At 65.1% G+C, this 18,877-nt stretch carries 12 protein-coding genes; 5 read left to right on the top strand and 7 right to left on the bottom strand.

Going from position 1 to position 18,877, the window contains the following annotated elements:
- Nucleotides 1-48: 48 nt before the first annotated feature.
- From prmB to dapC, 5 genes are all read right to left on the bottom strand, one after another.
- Nucleotides 49-933 (bottom strand): 50S ribosomal protein L3 N(5)-glutamine methyltransferase, encoded by an 885-nt coding sequence (gene prmB, locus PQR27_RS12855; RefSeq protein WP_408524018.1) that lies wholly within the window; start codon nucleotides 931-933, stop codon nucleotides 49-51.
- 16 nt (nucleotides 934-949) lie between these two features.
- Nucleotides 950-2,089 (bottom strand): succinyl-diaminopimelate desuccinylase, encoded by a 1,140-nt coding sequence (gene dapE, locus PQR27_RS12850; protein ID WP_408524017.1) that lies wholly within the window; start codon nucleotides 2,087-2,089, stop codon nucleotides 950-952.
- A gap of 174 nt (nucleotides 2,090-2,263) precedes the next feature.
- Nucleotides 2,264-2,629, bottom strand: coding sequence for an ArsC family reductase (locus PQR27_RS12845; protein ID WP_408524016.1), 366 nt, complete (start codon nucleotides 2,627-2,629; stop codon nucleotides 2,264-2,266).
- Nucleotides 2,629-3,456, bottom strand: coding sequence for a 2,3,4,5-tetrahydropyridine-2,6-dicarboxylate N-succinyltransferase (gene dapD / locus PQR27_RS12840; protein WP_027213332.1), 828 nt, complete (start codon nucleotides 3,454-3,456; stop codon nucleotides 2,629-2,631). The genes PQR27_RS12845 and dapD overlap by 1 nt, the downstream gene beginning before the upstream one ends.
- Before the next feature lie 72 nt (nucleotides 3,457-3,528).
- Entirely contained in the window at nucleotides 3,529-4,746 is a 1,218-nt protein-coding gene (gene dapC, locus PQR27_RS12835) for a succinyldiaminopimelate transaminase (protein WP_408524015.1), read from the bottom strand.
- Between the two features lie 369 nt (nucleotides 4,747-5,115).
- Between dapC and PQR27_RS12830 the strand changes: the two genes are divergently transcribed.
- From PQR27_RS12830 to def, 5 genes are all read left to right on the top strand, one after another.
- Nucleotides 5,116-6,114, top strand: coding sequence for a DMT family transporter (locus tag PQR27_RS12830; protein WP_408524014.1), 999 nt, complete (start codon nucleotides 5,116-5,118; stop codon nucleotides 6,112-6,114).
- Nucleotides 6,115-6,262: 148 nt separating this feature from the next.
- Nucleotides 6,263-9,781 carry a chromosome segregation protein SMC gene (gene smc, locus PQR27_RS12825; RefSeq protein ID WP_408524013.1) on the top strand — a complete coding sequence of 1,173 codons (3,519 nt, stop codon included), beginning with the start codon at nucleotides 6,263-6,265 and terminating at the stop codon, nucleotides 9,779-9,781.
- Nucleotides 9,782-9,898: 117 nt separating this feature from the next.
- Complete coding sequence (locus PQR27_RS12820) at nucleotides 9,899-11,140, top strand: cell division protein ZipA C-terminal FtsZ-binding domain-containing protein (RefSeq protein WP_408524012.1); 1,242 nt, start codon at nucleotides 9,899-9,901, stop codon at nucleotides 11,138-11,140.
- 198 nt (nucleotides 11,141-11,338) lie between these two features.
- On the top strand, nucleotides 11,339-13,405 hold the full coding sequence (gene ligA / locus PQR27_RS12815; protein ID WP_408524011.1) for an NAD-dependent DNA ligase LigA: 2,067 nt from the start codon (nucleotides 11,339-11,341) through the stop codon (nucleotides 13,403-13,405).
- Nucleotides 13,402-13,935, top strand: coding sequence for a peptide deformylase (gene def / locus PQR27_RS12810; protein ID WP_408524010.1), 534 nt, complete (start codon nucleotides 13,402-13,404; stop codon nucleotides 13,933-13,935). The genes ligA and def overlap by 4 nt, the downstream gene beginning before the upstream one ends.
- A gap of 133 nt (nucleotides 13,936-14,068) precedes the next feature.
- Here def and PQR27_RS12805 read toward each other — a convergent pair whose 3' ends face one another.
- Both PQR27_RS12805 and PQR27_RS12800 read right to left on the bottom strand, forming a co-directional pair.
- The gene (locus PQR27_RS12805; RefSeq protein ID WP_408524009.1) at nucleotides 14,069-16,267 is read right to left on the bottom strand and encodes a pseudouridine synthase; all 2,199 of its coding nucleotides are present in this window, start codon (nucleotides 16,265-16,267) and stop codon (nucleotides 14,069-14,071) included.
- Between the two features lie 6 nt (nucleotides 16,268-16,273).
- On the bottom strand, nucleotides 16,274-18,853 hold the full coding sequence (locus PQR27_RS12800) for a [protein-PII] uridylyltransferase (RefSeq protein WP_408524008.1): 2,580 nt from the start codon (nucleotides 18,851-18,853) through the stop codon (nucleotides 16,274-16,276).
- Between the last annotated feature and the right edge of the window lie 24 nt (nucleotides 18,854-18,877).

Genomic DNA, 18,877 nt, shown 5'->3' with positions numbered 1-18,877 from the left:
ACCGCGCCCATCTTACCGAACGTGCGTGCGTTGAGGTGGAGCGCAGCGTCAGACCGGCAGATCGGCGGCCTGAATCAGGAACACGTTGTCGTCGCCCGCGCTGGTCGACAGCCAGACCAGATCGAGACCGCCGAAAGCGGCTTCGACATTCGCGCGCTCGTTGCCGATTTCGACGACCAGCACGCCGTCTTCGGTCAGCCAGTTACGCGCTTCGCCGATAATCCGGCGCACGATATCCATGCCGTCCGCGCCGCCGGCCAAAGCCATATCCGGCTCGTGCTTGTACTCGGCGGGGAGTTCCTGCATCGAAGCCGCGTTCACATACGGCGGATTGCTGATGATCACGTCATAGCGGCGCTCGGCGAGCGGCGCGTACAGATCGCCTTCGAACAGGGCGACGCGGTCGTCCAGCTTGTAGTCCGTGACATTGCGCGTCGCGACTTCAAGGGCGGGCGCCGACAGGTCGACCGCATCGATATCGGCATTCGGGAATGCGTGCGCCGCAAGAATGGCGAGGCATCCGGAGCCAGTGCACAGTTCGAGCACGGCGCTGACCTGTTCGGGATCCTCAACGTACGGTTGCAGGCCGTCCTGCAGCAGTTCGCCGATGAACGAACGCGGCACGATCACGCGTTCATCCACGTGGAAGCGGAAGCCGTGCATCCACGCTTCCTGCGTGATGTAGGCAGCCGGCACACGCTCGGTGGCGCGGCGCTCGATCACGTTCAGCACGGCGTCGATTTCGGCCGCGCTCAACCGCGCGTCGAGGAACGGCTCGAGCAGATCGAGCGGCAGATGCAACGTGTGCAGCACCAGATAAGCGGCTTCGTCGTAGGCGTTAGCCGAGCCGTGGCCGAACGAAAGTTCGGCCTGGTTGAAGCGCGACACCGCAAAACGCAGCAGGTCGCGGACGGTGGAGAACGGGAGCGTCATCGCAAATAGTCCTTGGTCAGGCGATCAGTTGTTCGAGCACGCGGCGATACACGTTTTTCAGCGGCTCGATGTGTGCGACTTCGATATGTTCGTCGATCTTGTGGATGCTGGCGTTCAGCGGACCGAACTCGACCACCTGTTCGCAGATGCGGGCGATAAAGCGGCCGTCGGAAGTGCCGCCGGTGGTCGACAGTTCCGTGGCGATGCCGGTTTCGTCCTTGATGGCTTTCGCGAGCGCGTTCGACAGATCGCCACGCGGCGTGAGAAAGGGCAGCCCGCTCACGGTCCACTGCAGATCGTATTCGAGATCGTGCTTGTCGAGGATCGCGTGAACGCGCGCCTGCAGACCTTCTACCGTGCTCGCGGTCGAGAAACGGAAATTGAACAGCACGTCTGCGTGGCCCGGAATCACATTGCTTGCACCAGTGCCGCTGTGAATGTTCGACACCTGCCAGGTGGTGGGCGGGAAGTATTCGTTACCGTCGTCCCAGCGTTGCGCGACCAGTTCGGCCAGCGCGGGCGCGAGCAGATGGACCGGATTTTTCGCCAGATGCGGATAGGCGATATGGCCCTGCACGCCCTTGACGATCAGCTTGCCGGACATCGAGCCGCGGCGGCCGTTCTTCACCGTGTCGCCGAACTGCGCGCTCGAAGTCGGCTCGCCGACGATGCAATAGTCCATGCGTTCGCCGCGCGCCCGCAGCGCTTCGACGACCTTGACGGTGCCGTCGGTGGCGGGGCCTTCTTCATCGCTTGTGATCAGGAACGCGATCGAGCCGCGGTGCGCCGGGTGCGCGGCGACGAATTCCTCGCTCGCCACCACGAAGCCGGCAATCGACGTCTTCATGTCCGCCGCGCCGCGGCCATACAGTTTGCCGTCGCGATGGGTCGGCTCGAACGGCGCCGAGTTCCATTGTTCGAGCGGGCCGGTCGGCACCACGTCGGTATGGCCCGCGAACGCCAGCAGTTTGCCGCGCGTGCCGTCGACGCCGCGTTTGACGGCCCACAGGTTGGTCACGCCATTCGATTCGATCGTCTCGTGCTCGAAGCCGAGCGCGGACAGGCGTTCGATCAGGAGGCGCTGGCAATGCTGGTCGTCGGGCGTCACGGACGCGCGTGCGATCAGTTGTTCGGTAAGGGCGAGGGTGCCGGACATGGATTCAGTACAAGCCACTTTGAAATGAAAAAATGCCGGCTGGCGGTGGAGCACCGCAGCCGGCAACAGCTTTTAAGCAACGCGGCGAAGCCGCGTTTTACCGCTTGATACGTTCGCTTGATGCGTTCGTTCGACGCGTTCATTTGACGCGTTCGTCGCCTCTCGCGCTGCCGCTCAGGCAAACAGCGCGGTGTATTCGTCCGCGGCAAAGCCGAGCGATTTGACTCGCCCGTTGACCACCAGCACGGGCCGCTTGATGACCGACGGCTTGTGGATCATCAAGGCGATCGCGCCCGATTGCGTGTCCGCCGCCGCCTTCATGTCGTCGGACAAACCGCGCCACGTGGTGCCGCGACGGTTCAGCAGCGCATCGAGCTTGACGTCTTTCAGCCAGTCCTGCACGAGCGGCTCGGTCACGCCATGCTTCTTGAAGTCGTGGAACTCGAACTCGACGCCGTGCTCTTCCAGCCACACGCGGGCCTTCTTCACGGTGTCGCAGTTCGGGATGCCGTAGACCACGGTTTTGGTGCCGCGTGCCATCAGTCGCCTCGCAGCAGCTCGTTCAGGCCGACCTTCGCGCGCGTCTTCGCGTCGACCTTCTTGACGATCACGGCGCAGTACAGGCTGTGCGAACCGTCTTTCGACGGCAGGTTGCCCGCCACCACCACCGAGCCCGCCGGAATGCGGCCGTACGTGACTTCACCGGTTTCGCGATCGTAAATCTTGGTGCTCTGGCCGAGATACACGCCCATCGAGATCACCGAGTTTTCTTCGACGATCACGCCTTCCACCACTTCCGAACGCGCGCCGATGAAGCAGTTGTCTTCGATGATGACCGGATTGGCCTGCAGCGGCTCCAGCACGCCGCCAATGCCCACGCCACCCGACAGGTGGACGTTCTTGCCGATCTGCGCGCACGAACCGACCGTGGCCCACGTGTCGACCATGGTGCCTTCGTCCACATAGGCGCCGATGTTGGTGTACGACGGCATCAGCACGACGTTCTTCGCGATGAACGAGCCGCGGCGCGCGATGGCCGGCGGCACCACGCGGAAACCGCCGGCGGCGAAATCTTCAGCGGTGTAGTTGGCGAACTTCGACGGCACTTTGTCGTAGAACTGGGAATAGCCGCCAGCGGGCATCGGCGCGTTGTCTTCCAGACGGAACGACAGCAGCACGGCCTTCTTCAGCCATTGGTTGACGACCCAGTCGCCGTCCTTCTTTTCGGCCACGCGCAGCGCGCCTTTGTCGAGCTGTTCGATTGCATGCGCAACGGCTTCGCGCACGTCGGCCGGTGCGGCCTTAGGCGAGAGCTCGGCGCGGTTTTCCCAGGCGGTATCAATGATCTGCTGAAGTTGTTGCGACATATGCGTGCTTTATCGAAGAGTTGAAGTCTGAAGAAGGAGGTGCGGTGCGCGTGGGCTTTGGGCGATCAAGCCTCAACCCGCGAGCGCGCGGCAAAAATCGACGATCCGTTGCGCGCCTTGCGTGCATTCGTCGACGTCGGCGACCAGCGCCATGCGCACGAAATTGCGGCCGGGGTTCACGCCGTGCGCAGTGCGCGCGAGGAACGAGCCGGGCAGAACCGTCACATTATAGTCGGCGTAGAGGCGCTGGGCGAACTCGGTGTCCGACAGGCCCGTGCGCGAGACGTCCGCCCACAGGTAGAAAGCAGCGTCGGGCAGGCGTACGTCGAGCACCCCGGCGAGCATCGGCGTCACCGTGGAAAACTTCTGCACGTACTTCGCACGGTTCTCGCGCACGTGCGTTTCGTCATTCCAGGCCGCGATGCTGGCACTCTGGAACACCGTCGACAAGGCCGCGCCGTGGTATGTCCGGTATAGCAGGAAGGCTTTGAGGATCGCCGCGTCGCCCGCCACGAAGCCCGAGCGCATGCCCGGCACGTTCGAGCGCTTGGACAGGCTCGACAGCATCACGAGACGCTCGAAGCCGCGGCCGAGCTGGTGCGCGGCTTCCAGGCCGCCGAGCGGCGGGTTGGCTTCGTCGAAGTAGATTTCCGAATAGCATTCGTCCGAGGCAATCACGAAGCCGTAGCGGTCCGACAGCGCAAACAGTTCGCGCCAGTCCGCGAGCGTGAGCACCGCGCCGGTGGGGTTGCCGGGCGAACACACGTACAGCAGCTGCGTGCGCGCCCAGATCCCGGCCGGTACCGCGGAATAGTCGCAGGCGAAGTTGCGCGCCGGGTCGCTATTGACGAAGTAAGGCTGGGCGCCGGCGAGGATCGCCGCGCCTTCATAGATTTGGTAGAACGGGTTCGGACAGAGTACGATCGCAGGCTCGCCGTCAGCATTCTTCTTCGGGTCGATCACCGTTTGTGCCAGCGCGAAGAGCGCTTCACGCGAGCCGGAAACCGGCAGCACCTGGGTGGCCGGGTCCACCGCTGGCAGGTTGTAGCGCTGCGTCACCCATTTCGCAATCGATTCGCGCAGCGGTTGTGAGCCGATGGTGGCCGGATACGCCGACAAGCCGCCGAGCGAGGCGACCACCGCGTCGCGAATCAGCGCCGGTGTGGGATGTTTCGGTTCGCCGATGCCAAAGCTGATGTGCGCGAGGCCGGCCGGCGGCGTGACGTCCTTGAAAAGCGCACGCAGCTTTTCGAACGGGTAGGGCTGAAGGGAGTCGAGTAGCGGGTTCACGGGGCGGATCGAGCCTGATCGAAGATGGGCGCAGATGGATGCTTTGTACGCGCTGACGGCCAAACGCGAAAAACCCACGAAACGCACGTGGATGCGCGGCAGGACGGCAGCGAGGACGGGGCAGCGGCGAACGGATGATTATAGCGTGGCCCAACGGCCACGCGGCGCGGGCAACGGCGCAACCCGCCAGGTAGCGCACGCAATGTGCCGCAGCGGGAACGACACGGACCATACACGGCCCGTGAGCAGAGAAGCAGGAGCAGCAATGTACGTAGCAACCATCCGGAGCGGTGTCGGACGAAACGCGCACAAGGACGCCGTGGTGCGGGGCAAACACACCGCGGGCGGCTCCGCCAGGAGCACCACGCCATGACCAACTGGTTTCGCAATGGCTGGCCGACGCTCGCGATCATGCTGGGCGCATCGGTGTGGGGAATGATCTGGTATCCGTTGCGCATGCTCGCCGCACTCGGTGTGACCGGCACGGCGGCGAGTGCGCTCACGAGCGGCGCCGGCTGCCTGTTCGTCCTGCTGGTGCGCCACCGCGCGCTCAAAACCGTGCGCTGGCACTGGCTGTTGCCGGCGCTTGCGCTGGCGGCCGGCATCACCAATCTCGGCTTCGTGTGGGGTTCGATCCACGGCCAGGTGATGCGCGTGCTGCTGCTGTTCTATCTCACCCCCGCATGGACCGCGCTGTTCGCGCATTTCATCCTGCACGAACGGCTGACGTGGGCCGGTGCGGGTCTCGCCGGGCTTTCGCTGGCCGGTGCGATGACGATGCTGTGGTCGCCGCAGCTCGGCCTGCCGATGCCCGGCAACCTCGCCGAGTGGGCGGGCCTCGCCGGTGGCATGGGCTTCGCGATGAGCAATGTGCTGATCCTCAAGACGAGCCGCGTGCTGCCCGACATGAAGCCCGAAATGCGCACCGCGACGATCTTTGGCGGCGCAGCGCTGTTCAGCGCCTGTGCGTCGCTGTTCGAAGCAATGCCCACGCCGCCCGCTGGCGCCCATCTTGGCACGGCCGCGCTGCTGGTGCTCGGCCTCGGTTTTCTGCTGGCGTCGAACAATATGCTGGTGCAGTACGGCCTTGCACGCGTGCCGGCCAATCGGGCCTCGATCATCATGCTGTTCGAGATCGTGATCACGGCGTTGTCCGCCTGGTTGTTCGCCGGCGAAACGCCTGGCCCGCGCGAATGGGCTGGCGGTGCGTGCATCGTGTTGGCGTCCGCATTGTCGAGCTGGGTGCATCGGACGAGAGCCGGCGCGGCTGATCAGACCCATGCGGAGGCGGGCCACGATGGCGGCCATGGCGCCGACCACGATACAGACCGTAAGGACGGTAAAAACCGCCCACGCGCGATGGTATGATTGCCCCTCATTAGCCGCCGCACGTTTTGCCGCGTGCGGTGGGCGCCCGTCTCGCGGGGCTTCTCAAGCTGGCTTGCCGCATCGGCAAACGGCTTGCGCGGCCAGCACGAGCCACCTTATTTTTCCCTTTTCAATCAGCGATATCGCCGTGCGTCTGACCTCGATCAAACTCGCTGGCTTCAAGTCATTCGTCGATCCCACGCATTTCCAGGTCCCGGGCCAGCTAGTCGGCGTGGTCGGACCGAACGGGTGCGGCAAGTCCAACATCATCGACGCCGTGCGCTGGGTGCTCGGCGAATCGCGCGCTTCCGAGCTGCGCGGCGAGTCGATGCAGGACGTGATCTTCAATGGCTCGACCGCGCGCAAGCCGGGTAGCCGCGCCAGCGTCGAACTCGTGTTCGACAACGCCGACGGCCGTGCCGCCGGCCAGTGGGGCCAGTATGCCGAAATCGCCGTGAAGCGCGTGCTCACGCGCGACGGCACCTCGAGCTACTACATCAACAACCTGCCGGCGCGCCGCCGCGACATCCAGGACATCTTCCTCGGCACCGGCCTCGGGCCGCGCGCCTACGCGATCATCGGGCAGGGCATGATTGCCCGCCTGATCGAGGCGAAGCCGGAAGAACTGCGCGTGTTCCTCGAAGAGGCCGCGGGCGTGTCGAAGTACAAGGAACGCCGCCGCGAGACCGAAAACCGTCTGCACGACACGCGCGAGAACCTGACGCGGGTCGAGGACATCGTCCGCGAACTGGGCGCGAATCTCGAGAAGCTGGAAGCGCAGGCGGTTGTCGCGACCAGATACAAGGATTTGCAGGCCGACGGCGAAGAGAAGCAGCGTCTCCTGTGGCTGTTGCGCAAGAACGAGGCCGGCGGCGAGCAGGAACGCCAGCAACGCGCGATCGAACAGGCGCAGATCGACCTCGAAATGCACACCGCGAAGCTGCGCGAAGTCGAAGCGCAACTCGAAACGCTGCGGGTGGCGCATTACTCCGCCAGCGACGCGATGCAGGGCGCACAAGGCGCGCTGTACGAGGCGAATGCCGAAGTCAGCCGGCTCGAGGCCGAGATCAAGTTCATCGTCGAATCGCGCAACCGCGTGCAGGCGCAGATCGCGGCGTTGACCGCGCAGCGCGAGCAGTGGCAGTCGCAGGCCGAAAAGGCGCGGGGCGACATCGAAGACGCGGAAGAACAACTGGCCGTCGCCGAAGAAAAAGCGGCGCTGGCCGAAGACGAAGCCGCGGCGAAGCACGACGCGTTGCCGGCGCTCGAAGCGCGCTGGCGCGATGCGCAAACCGAGTTGAACGCCGAGCGCGGCGGTATCGCGCAGACCGAGCAGGCGCTCAAACTCGAAGCCGCGCATCAGCGCAATGCCGATCAGCAATTGCAGCAGTTGCAACAGCGCCACGAGCGGCTGAAGTCTGAAGCGGGCGGTCTCGACGCGCCCGACGAAGCGCAGCTCGAAGACCTGCGCATGCAGCTCGCCGAGCACGAAGAAATCCTGCACGACGCACAAGCCCGTCTTGGCGAGGCGCAGGAAACGCTGCCGCGTCTGGACGGCGAACGCCGCAGCGCGCAGGAGCGCGTGCAGACGGAAAGCGCGCAGATCCATCAGCTCGACGCGCGCCTCGCGGCCCTCAAGCAGTTGCAGGAAAACGTCCAGACCGAAGGCAAGATCCAGCCGTGGCTCGAAAAGCACGAACTGGGCAGCCTGCCGCGTCTGTGGAAGAAGCTGCATGTCGAGGCCGGTTGGGAGACCGCCCTCGAGTCCGTGCTGCGCGAGCGGCTCGCCGCGCTGGAAGTCTCGAATCTCGACTGGGTCAAGGCGTTCGCAACCGATGCGCCGCCCGCCAAGCTCGCGTTCTACGCGCCGCCGCTGGCCGGTCAGCCGGCTGCCACGCCGCCTTCGCTGCGTCCGCTGCTGTCGCTGGTTCGCATTGACGATGCAGGCATCCGCGCGGTTCTGAACGACTGGCTCGGCCTGGCTTTCGTGGCCGACGATCTGCAGCAAGCCCTCGCAACGCGCTCGCAGTTGCCGGAAGGCGGCTCGTTTGTCGTCAAGGCCGGTCACGTGGTGACGCGCGTCGGCGTGCAGTTGTACGCGGCGGATTCGGAGCAGGCCGGCATGCTGGCCCGTCAGCAGGAAATCGAAAACCTGGCGCGCCAGGTGCGCGCGCAAGCCTTGCTCGCGGATGAGGCCAAGTCCGCTGCGATCCGTGCTGAAGCCGCCCACACGCAAGCGGCGCAAGCCTTGACGGATGTGCGTCGGCAGTCCGAGCGCGCCACGCAGCGTGTGCACGCATTGCAGATGGACGTGCTCAAGCTCACGCAGGCGCACGAGCGCTACATGCAGCGCAGCACGCAGATTCGCGAAGAACTCGAGGAAATCACCGCGCAGATCGAAGAGCAGCGCGCGATGCGAACCGAGTCGGAAGCGAACTTCGAGCGCCACGATGCCGAACTCGCCGAATTGCAGGCGCGTTTCGAAGATCATCAGATGGCCTTCGAAGCACTCGACGAAGCACTCACCGCCGCGCGCGCGCAAACGCGCGATTTCGACCGTGCCGCCACCGACGCGCGTTTTGCCGCGCGCAATATGGCGAACCGTATCGAGGAATTGAAGCGCAGCATCCAGGTCGCGCACGAGCAGAGCGAGCGCGTCGCGGCGTCGCTGGAGGATGCGCGCGCCGAGCTGGAAACGATCAACGAGCAAACCGCGCACACCGGCTTGCAGGACGCGCTCGATATCCGCGCGGTCAAGGAAGAGTCGCTGCACGCCGCGCGTCTCGAACTCGACGATCTGACCGCCAAGCTGCGTGCCGCCGACGAAACCCGTCTGAGCGCCGAGCGTGCGTTGCAGCCGCTGCGCGACCGCATCAATGAATTGCAGTTGAAGGAACAGGCGGCGCGCCTGAACGGCGAGCAGTTCATCGAGCAACTGGCCGCGGCCGGTGTCGACGAAGCCGAACTGCAGGCCAAGCTCACGCCGGACATGAAGCCGTCGTATCTGCAAGGCGAAGTCACGCGCATCAACAACGCGATCACCGCGCTCGGTCCGGTCAATATGGCCGCGCTGGACGAACTGAAGGCGGCGACCGAGCGCAAGACATTCCTCGATTCGCAATCGGCCGACCTGAACAACGCGATCGAAACGCTCGAAGACGCAATCCGCAAGATCGACGGCGAAACGCGTACCTTGCTGCAAGGCACCTTCGACGAAGTGAACCGTCATTTCGGCGAACTGTTCCCGCGCCTGTTCGGCGGGGGCCAGGCCAAACTGATCATGACCGGCGACGAAATTCTCGACGCCGGCGTGCAGGTGATGGCGCAGCCGCCGGGCAAGAAGAACTCGACAATTCACCTGCTCTCGGGCGGCGAGAAGGCGCTGACCGCCACCGCGCTGGTGTTCGCAATGTTCCAGCTGAATCCCGCGCCGTTCTGTCTGCTCGACGAAGTGGACGCGCCGCTCGACGACGCCAATACGGAACGCTTCGCGAATCTCGTGCGTGCGATGTCGGACAAGACTCAGTTCCTGTTCATCTCGCACAACAAGATCGCGATGGAAATGGCGCAGCAACTGATTGGCGTGACGATGCAGGAGCAGGGCGTGTCGCGGATCGTGGCTGTGGACATGGAATCCGCCGCTGGTTTCGCCCAGAATATCGTTTGAATTTTCGGTTAAGTTGATCATCGCGGGCGTCCGCGTTCACCGCGGCGGCCATCGGCCGCGCGACACGTGGGGCGGGCGCATAGCCGCGCAGACAGAAGAATTGCTGATGGAGCATGCATGGACGAGTTGACCCTCGGTTTGATCGGCGCGGGCGCCGTGGTGGTCGGTGGCGTGGTGGTGTACAACGCCTGGCAGGGCGCGAAAGTGCGCCGCAAGATGCCGCGGCCAATGCCGGCCGATGCCGCCGAAACGCTGGCGCGGGACGATCAGCAGGAACAGAGCCCGTTCATCGAGCCGGCCCGGCCGACCACGCGCCGTGAGCCGGTGGTCGGCTCCGATGCGCCGCAAACGTCTGCTGCGCGGGTCGAACCGACCTTCGGCACCGCCGCGCCGCTCGATACGCCGGCCGATATTCAGGCTGAGACGACCACACCGAATGGCTATCCGGAAGCTGAAGGCGTGGCGGCCGCCGAGGCCTCGACAGATGTGCAGGAACCGGCCGAGCCGATCCTGCCGGCGGCCACGACCATTTCGTCGGCGCCGCCGGCCATTGTCGATCGCCGCATCGATTGCATCGTGCCGATCCGTCTGAACGGCCCGGTAGCCGGCGACAAGGTGATTCCGTTTGCGCAGCGTCTGCGTCGCGCGGGCAGCAAACCGGTGCATATCGAAGGCAAGCTCGAAGGTGGTGCGTGGGAACTGCTGCAAAACGGCGCGCGCTATGAAGAGTTGCGGGCGGCCGCGCAACTGGCCAATCGCAGCGGCGCGCTGAACGAACTGGAGTTTTCGGAGTTCGTGACAGGCGTGCAGCAATTTGCCGACGCGCTGGACGCTGCGCCGGAATTCCCCGACATGCTCGAAACCGTGGCGATGGCACGCGAGCTCGACGGCTTTGCCGCGCAGTGCGACGCACAACTGTCGATCAACGTGCTCTCCGACGGCGCGCCGTGGTCGGCCAATTATGTGCAGGCGATTGCCTCGCAGGACGGCCTGCTGCTCTCGCGCGATGGCACGCGCTTCGTCAAGCTCGACGCGAAGCAAAGCCCGGTGTTCATGCTGCAATTCGGCGACACCAACTTCCTGCGCGACGACCTGACCTACAAGGGCGGCCAGATGATCACGCTGGTGCTCGACGTGCCGGTGGCCGATGAGGACATCCTGCCGTTCCGCCTGATGTGTGACTACGCGAAATCGTTGGCCGAGCGCATCGGCGGACGGGTGGTGGACGACGGGCGGCGGCCGTTGCCGGAAACCGCGCTGCTGGCCATCGAAAAGCAGCTGATGACGCTCTACGCGAAGCTCGAGCAAGCCGGCATTCCGGCGGGTTCGCCGGCCACGCGGCGCCTGTTCAGCCAGTAACGATTCTGTTTATCCTGTTGTACGCGACGGCCGCACGATGTGCGGCCGTCGGCGTTTGCAGCAACGCTTTCGGGTAGCGCCGGGCGCGGCGATTGCGTGCGTGAAATTGGCCATGACTGGCCATTCGGCCGATGTAAAGGGGCACGCTTTCCTGCGATAATCCAATGTCTGAATCTCACCAAAGAACCTTCCGACAGCATGGCCCGAACTTCCGCCTCACATTCCGCAACCAGCGCTCCGGCAGAGCGGGCCGCGTCGTTGCGCGCTGAACTCGAACGCGCCAATTACGCGTATTACGTGCTCGACCAGCCGGATCTGCCGGACGCGGAATACGACAAGCTCTTCAAGGAACTGCAGCAGATCGAGACGGAGCATCCCGACCTGATCGTTCCGGATTCGCCCACCCAGCGTGTGGGCGGCGAGGTGTCGAGCGGGTTCGAGCCGGTCGTGCACGATCAGCCCATGCTGTCGCTGAATAATGGCTTTGCGGATGAAGACATCGTCGCGTTCGACAAGCGGGTGGCCGACGCGCTGGGCAAGAGCGCGGCCGAGCCGCCCATGCCGGTGGATTACGCCGCCGAGCTGAAGTTCGACGGTCTGGCTATTTCACTGCGTTATGTCGACGGCACCTTCGTCCAGGCGTCCACGCGCGGCGACGGCACGACTGGCGAGAATGTCACGGAAAACGTCCGCACGATCCGCTCCATCCCGCTGAAGCTCAAGGGCAAGCGCGTGCCGCACGTGCTCGACGTGCGCGGCGAAGTGCTGATGTTCAAGCGCGATTTCGAGCGCCTGAACGAACGGCAGCGGGCCGCGGAGCAGAAGGAATTCGCCAATCCGCGCAACGCCGCCGCGGGCAGTCTGCGGCAACTCGATTCGAAGATTACCGCGCAGCGGCCACTGTCGTTTTTCGCTTATGGCATTGGCGTGCTCGAGGGCATGGACATGCCGGCCACGCATAGCGAATTGCTCGACTGGTACAAGGAGCTTGGCTTGCCGGTGAATGGCGAGCGCGCGGTGGTGGAAGGCGCCGAAGGCTTGCTGGGGTTCTTTCATGCCGTAGGCGAGAAGCGCGAAAGCCTGCCCTACGATATCGACGGTGTGGTCTACAAGGTCAACCCGCGCAATGAACAGGAGGCGCTCGGCTATGTATCGCGCGCGCCGCGTTTCGCGCTGGCGCATAAATTCCCCGCGCAGGAAGCGCTCACCAAACTCGTTGCAATCGACGTGCAGGTTGGCCGCACCGGCGCGATTACGCCGGTCGCGCGGCTCGAACCGGTGTTCGTCGGCGGCGCAACGGTGACGAATGCCACGCTGCATAATGAAGACGAAGTGCGCCGCAAAGACATCCGCATCGGCGACACGGTGATCGTGCGGCGCGCCGGCGACGTGATTCCCGAAGTGGTGAGCGCACTGCTCGACCGCCGTCCGGACGACGCCCGCGAATTTGTCATGCCCACGCAATGCCCGGTGTGCGGTTCGAGCATCGAACGGCTGCCGGACGAGGCGATCGCGCGTTGCACGGGGGGCCTGTTCTGCCCGGCGCAGCGCAAGCAGGCGCTATGGCATTTCGCGCAACGCCGCGCGCTGGATATCGACGGGCTCGGCGAAAAGATCATCGATCAACTGGTCGAGCAGAACCTGGTGCGCACACCCGCTGATCTGTTCAACCTCGGCTTTGCCACGCTCGCGGAACTCGATCGCTTTGCTGAAAAGTCGGCGCAGAACCTGCTCGATTCGCTCGAAAAAGCCAAGCACACCACGCTAGCGCGCTTTATTTATGCGCTGGGTATCCGGCACGTGGGCGAATCGACGGCGAAAGATCTGGGCAAGCATTTCGGGTCGCTGGATCCGATCATGGATGCTTCGGTGGAAGCGCTGCTGGAGGTGAACGATGTCGGGCCGGTGGTTGCCGAGTCGATTCATCAGTTTTTCGCCGAAGAGCACAACCGCACGGTGATCGAGCAACTGCGCGCGCCAGGCAAGGTCACATGGCCGGAAGGGCCACCCGCGCCGAAGGCGCCGCAAGGCGTCCTGGCCGGCAAAACGGTGGTGTTGACCGGTACCTTGCCGAGCCTCGCCCGCGAGGAGGCGAAGGAAATGCTTGAAGCGGCCGGCGCGAAAGTCGCGGGCTCGGTGTCGAAGAAAACCGACTATGTGGTGGCCGGCGCCGAAGCGGGCAGCAAGTTGGCGAAAGCGGAGGAACTCGGCATCCCCGTACTCGACGAAGATGGTATGCGTAAGCTCCTGGAGGGGCAGTCATGATCCGCGAAATTCTCAAGATGGGCGATCCGCGTCTGTTGCGTATTGCCAATCCGGTCGATCACTTCGACACGCCCGAACTGCATGAACTCGTCAAAGACATGTTCGAGACCATGCACGACGCCAATGGCGCGGGGCTTGCCGCACCGCAGATCGGTGTCGACCTGCAGGTGGTCATTTTCGGCTTCGGGCACAACGAACGCTATCCGGATGCGCCACCGGTACCGGAGACGGTGCTGATCAACCCTACGGTCACGCCGATCTCGCAGGATATGGAAGAGGGCTGGGAAGGCTGTCTGTCGGTGCCGGGACTGCGTGGCGCGGTCAGCCGGTTTTCGATGATCCGCTATCACGGCTTCGATCAGTACGGCAAGCCGATCGACCGCGTGGCCGAGGGCTTTCACGCGCGTGTCGTGCAACACGAATGCGATCACCTGATCGGCAAGCTTTATCCGATGCGGATCAACGATTTCGCGAAGTTCGGCTTTACGGAGGTCCTGTTTCCGGATATGGACCCCAATAGCGACGATTGAAACCCTTGATGAAGTTGCTGTTCGTCCGGCGGCTGCGGGTTCGTTCGGCGGCCGTCGGTGGCATAAAAAAACCCACGCATGCGTGGGTTTTTTGTTGAATGGGCGTTAAACCCCGGGCGTTAAACCCCGGACATTAAAACGCTTCGTCCGGCGCCAGGTAGCGCCATTGCCCCGGCGGCAGGGCGCCGAGCATCACACGACCCATTCGCACGCGCTTCAGGCCGATCACTTCGAGGCCGACCAGTTCGCACATGCGGCGGATCTGGCGCTTCTTGCCTTCGCGCAGCACAAAACGGAGCTGTTCGCCGTTCTGCCAGCTGACCTGTGCGGGCTTCAGCGGCACGTCGTCGAGCGAGAGGCCGTGGCGCAGCAACGCGAGGCTTTCGGGCGGGAAGTGGTTTTCGACGTCGGTAGCGTGCTCGCCATACGACACGCGCACCAGATACTCCTTGTCGATCTCCGAATGGCCGCCGATCAGTTGCTTGGCGATGCGGCCATCCTGCGTCAGCACCAGCAAGCCCGTCGAATCGATGTCCAGACGTCCCGCCGGCGCGAGCTGGCGCAGATGCGACACCGAGAAGCGGATGTCCGAGCGATCGCCTTCCCAGCGGTTTTCCGGCGTGACCAGCGTGATGGCCGGCTGATAGCCGTCTTCCGCCTGACCGGACACGAAGCCGACGGTCTTGTGAATCAGCACCGTGACCTGGCTCGCTTGCGCGGCTTCTGCGGCAGGGTCGATTTCGATGCGCTGGTCCGGACGGACCTTGGTGCCGAGCGTGTCGATTCGCTCGCCATCCACCAGCACCCAGCCCTTCTCGATCCATTCATCGGCTTCACGGCGCGAGCACAGGCCGAGTTCGGACATCAGCTTGGACAGGCGCAGGGTGCCGGGTGCGTCTTCGTAATCGCGACGCGGCGTGCGCGGAGCGGCATCCGCGTCGCGCTCGGCTCTGGCCGGCGCGGGGCCGCGCGGCTTGTCGGCGCGAGCGGGGCGCTCGTTATCGCCGAAGCGGCGTCCGGCAGCCGGCAGTGTCTTGTCGAAGCTACGGGCAGGGCGCTCACCGCGGTCCGTACGCTCGCTCCGTTCGGCGCGCGCCGGACGGTCGCCGAACTCACGTTTGGCGGGGGCGCGCTCACCGCGGTCGTCGCGCGGTGCACGTGCAGGACGCTCCGCGCGATCGCCGTAGCCGCTTTTCACGGGTTTCGCGAAGCTGCTGCGCTCGCCGCGCTCGGACGCGCCGCTACGTTCACCTTCGAAGCGGCGTGGTGCGCTTTCACTGCGCGGCGCGCGCTCGCCTGTACGGCGCTCTGACGGGGCGCCACGGTCGCCGCCGAAGCGCGGCCGATCGGACGCGCCACCTTCCCGGCGCGCGGGGCGCTCGCCACGCGGGCCGCCTTCCGACGGGCGGCCTGCGCCCGGGCGGGGACCGCTGAACGAGCGGCGTTCGCCGTCGTCCCGGCGCGGTGCACGCTCGCTACGATCCGCGCTGCCCTCAAAGCGACGCGGGGCTCGCTCAGCGCGCTCACCGGAGTCGCGACGAGGTGCGCGTTCGCCACGGTCCGAGCTGCCTTCGAAGCGGCGTGGCGCTCGCTCACCGCGATCGCCGCCACCTTCAAACCGGCGCGGCGCGCCCTGGCCGCCGCGTTCACCGTCCGCGCGTCGCGGGGCGCGTTCGCTACGGTCCGTGCTGCCTTCGAAGCGGCGCGGAGCACGCTCGCTGCGCTCGCCGTTATCGCGACGCGGAGCCCGGTCGCTATTGCCTTCAAATCGGCGCGGAGCGCTCTGACTGCGTTCGCCTTCGGCACGCCGCGGACCACGTTCGCCTCGCTCGGCACCGCCTTCGGCACGCCGCGGACCACGTTCGCCTCGCTCGGCACCGCCTTCGGCACGCCGCGGACCACGTTCACCTCGCTCGGCACCGCCCTCGAAGCGACGCGGCGCACGCTCACTGCTACCCTCAAAACGACGCGGCGCACCTTGAGCTCGCTCACCTTCAGCGCGGCGCGGCGCGCCAGCGGCACCCTCACGCCGTGGCGGGCGATCCGAAGCCGGCCGACGCGACGCGCCGGCGCTGCCTGCATCCCGCTCGCGCGAAAACGACCCTTCAGCCCGTGGCGGACGCGCGCCAGCGCCCGCTGCCTTGCCGGCCGGCCGCTTGCCAGCGCCCGCGGCAGCGCCTTCACCCCGCGCCCCGCTAAAACCCGCCGTGGATGGCGATGGTTTCGGTCCGGCCGGACGCGTCGGCTTGCGCGCCGAGGTGCTTCCGGTACGGACAGGGGCGCGTTCGGACGAAGCCGGCCGCGGGTGCTTGGCTGTTAATTTGACTCGCATGAAATCTCACACTGCAATCGCGCGCAGCAGCTCGGTCTCGACCTGAATTTGCAGGCGGTTGTCCGACAGGCCGTGTCCATCTAGCAGGAACACGTCTTCGACGCGTTCGCCGAGCGTATTGATCCGCGCCGAAGCGACGCCGACCCGGTGCTCGGCCAGCACGCGCGCGATCGAATAAAGAAGGCCTGGCCGGTCATTCGCCGACACGGACAGGATGTAGTATTGGCCGCGCTCGTCGGCCCGAAGATCGACGCGCGGCGTAACAGGGAAGGTCCGCGACAGCCGCGACAAACGGCCTTTCGACGGTCCCGGAAGCAGGGTGCCGTCGCCGGTGAGGCGTGCGGTCAGTTCTTGTTCGACCAGATTGGCAATATCGCGATAATGCACGTCTTCTTCGGTATGCGCGACGAGGAAATTATCGAGCGCGTACCCGTGACGGGTCGTGCTGACTCGCGCATCGAGCACCGACAGGCCGTTGCGGTCGAAATAAGCGCAAATGCCGGCAAACAGATCGGGCTGGTCTTTCACATAAACCAGCACCTGCAACGCTTCGCCGATCGGCGACGGACGCGCTCGCACGATCGGCGTCGCGGTTTCGACATGGCGGTACAGCACGCGGGTCTGCCACGCGATATCCGCCGCGTCGTGACGCAGGAAATAGCCAATATCGAGCTTGTCCCACAGGGCCTTTTGCGCGCCTTCCGGCACGGTTTCGAGGCGCAGCAGCGCCAGCGCCTCTTCCTGCCGCGACTTCAGTTCCGAATGCGCGTCGGGCCTTGCGCCGCCGAGCACCGCCAGGGTGGCGCGGTACAGATCTTCGAGCAGTTTGCCTTTCCACGTGTTCCAGACTTTCGGGCTGGTGCCGCGAATGTCGGCCACGGTCAGCAGATAGAGCGCGGTGAGACGGCGCTCCGTGCCGACCAGTTCGGCAAAGCGCTTGATGACCTCGGGGTCGCTCGTGTCCTGCTTCTGCGCGACCTGGCTCATGGTCAGATGCTGCTGGACCAGCCACACCACCAGTTCGCCGTCGTCGCCCTCGATGCCGTGATTGCGGCAAAAGCGCCGTGCGTCGGCCATGCCGAGCGTGGAATGGTCGCCGCCACGGCCCTTGGCGATGTCGTGAAACAGCGCGGCCACGTACAGCACCCACGGGCGGTCAAAGTTGGCGATCAACTGGCTGCAGAACGGATATTCGTGCGCGTGCTCGGCTACCGCGAAGCGGCGCAGGTTACGCAACACCATCAGGATGTGCTGATCGACCGTGTAGACGTGATACAGGTCGTGCTGCATCTGCCCGACGATACGCCGGAAGTTCAGCAGGTAGCGCCCGAGTACGCTGGTCTGGTTCATCAGGCGCAGCGCGTGCGTGATGCCGGCCGGCTGCTTCAGGATCTCCATGAACAGGCGGCCGTTTTCCGGGTCGCGCCGCCAGTGCTGGTCCATCAGGTCGCGGGCGTTGTAGATCGCGCGCAGCGTGCGGGCGGACAACCCTTTCACGCCAGGCGTCTGTTCATAGAGCAGGAAGGCCTCGAGGATCGCGTTCGGCTCGCGCTCGAATACGTCGTCGCCGGCGATTTCCAGCATGCCCTGCTTTTCGACGAACCGATCGGACAGCACGCGCGTAATGCCGCTCGTGCTGGGGAAGAGTTGCGCCTCGATGTTCTGGATCAGAATGGTGGCGAGCTGCGTGACAGCCTTGGCGGACCAGTAGTAGCGGCGCATCAGCTGTTCACTGGCGCGCTTGGTGGCGGTCGGTTTGTAGCCGAAGCTTTCCGCCACTGGCGTTTGCAGATCGAACACCAGAATGTCCTGACGACGCCCGGCGGTCACATGCAGGCGGGCGCGCAGCGCCTTCAGGAAGCTCTCATTGCGGCGCAGTTCGCGTGCTTCGCGCTCGGTAATCAGGCCGCGGGCTTCGAGCTCGCGCCAGCTGCTGCCGAAGCCGGCCGCCTGGGTGATCCACAGGATCAGCTGCAGATCGCGCAATCCGCCCGGGCTTTCCTTGATGTTCGGTTCGAGCGCATACGGCGTGTCCTGAAACTTCGCGTGCCGCTGACGCATTTCCAGCACTTTCGCCTGGAAGAACGCACGCGGGTCGAGCGCTTCGCGGTAACGCTGCACGAAGTCGTCGAATAGCGGGGCGCTGCCCGTGATGCGCCGCGCTTCGAGCAGCGAGGTGCGCACGGTGACGTCGTTCGCGGCTTCTTCGAGACATTGCGACACGCTGCGCACGCTGCTGCCCAGTTCGAGCCCCAGATCCCACGCGAGGCTGATGAAGCGCTCGATGCGCGCTTCGAGATGCGCGATCGGCGCGTCCGGCAGCAGTACCAGGATGTCGATGTCGGAGTGCGGCGCGAGTTCGCCGCGCCCATAGCCTCCGACGGCCAGCAGCGCCAGCTCGGACGGCAGCTCGCAGGTGTCCCAGGCGGCACGCAGCGACGCGTCGGTCGCGCGCGCCAGCGCGGCCATCAGCGCGTCGACATTGGTGGCGGTCTTGAAGCGTTCCAGCAACTGGGCTTTGGCCACTTTGTAGTCCGCCTTGAGCGACGTGGCATGGGATTGGGCGACGGCTGGAACACTACTCATTGGCAGGTGGACGAGTGAAGGCGG

The organism is Paraburkholderia fungorum (assembly GCF_046027215.1).
Lineage (GTDB): Bacteria > Pseudomonadota > Gammaproteobacteria > Burkholderiales > Burkholderiaceae > Paraburkholderia > Paraburkholderia fungorum_D.
The sequence above is the reverse complement of the archived record's forward strand: the minus strand, read 5'-3'. Positions and strand labels throughout refer to the sequence as shown.

Excerpts from the sequence above, each read along its gene's own strand:
- dapD (WP_027213332.1), bottom strand. The coding sequence starts at position 3,456 with ATGTCGCAACAACTTCAGCAGATCATTGATACCGCCTGGGAAAACCGC.
- ligA (WP_408524011.1), top strand. The coding sequence starts at position 11,339 with ATGGCCCGAACTTCCGCCTCACATTCCGCAACCAGCGCTCCGGCAGAG.
- PQR27_RS12820 (WP_408524012.1), top strand. The coding sequence starts at position 9,899 with ATGGACGAGTTGACCCTCGGTTTGATCGGCGCGGGCGCCGTGGTGGTC.
- def (WP_408524010.1), top strand. The coding sequence starts at position 13,402 with ATGATCCGCGAAATTCTCAAGATGGGCGATCCGCGTCTGTTGCGTATT.
- prmB (WP_408524018.1), bottom strand. The coding sequence starts at position 933 with ATGACGCTCCCGTTCTCCACCGTCCGCGACCTGCTGCGTTTTGCGGTG.
- PQR27_RS12800 (WP_408524008.1), bottom strand. The coding sequence starts at position 18,853 with ATGAGTAGTGTTCCAGCCGTCGCCCAATCCCATGCCACGTCGCTCAAG.
- PQR27_RS12805 (WP_408524009.1), bottom strand. The coding sequence starts at position 16,267 with ATGCGAGTCAAATTAACAGCCAAGCACCCGCGGCCGGCTTCGTCCGAA.
- PQR27_RS12830 (WP_408524014.1), top strand. The coding sequence starts at position 5,116 with ATGACCAACTGGTTTCGCAATGGCTGGCCGACGCTCGCGATCATGCTG.
- PQR27_RS12845 (WP_408524016.1), bottom strand. The coding sequence starts at position 2,629 with ATGGCACGCGGCACCAAAACCGTGGTCTACGGCATCCCGAACTGCGAC.
- dapE (WP_408524017.1), bottom strand. The coding sequence starts at position 2,089 with ATGTCCGGCACCCTCGCCCTTACCGAACAACTGATCGCACGCGCGTCC.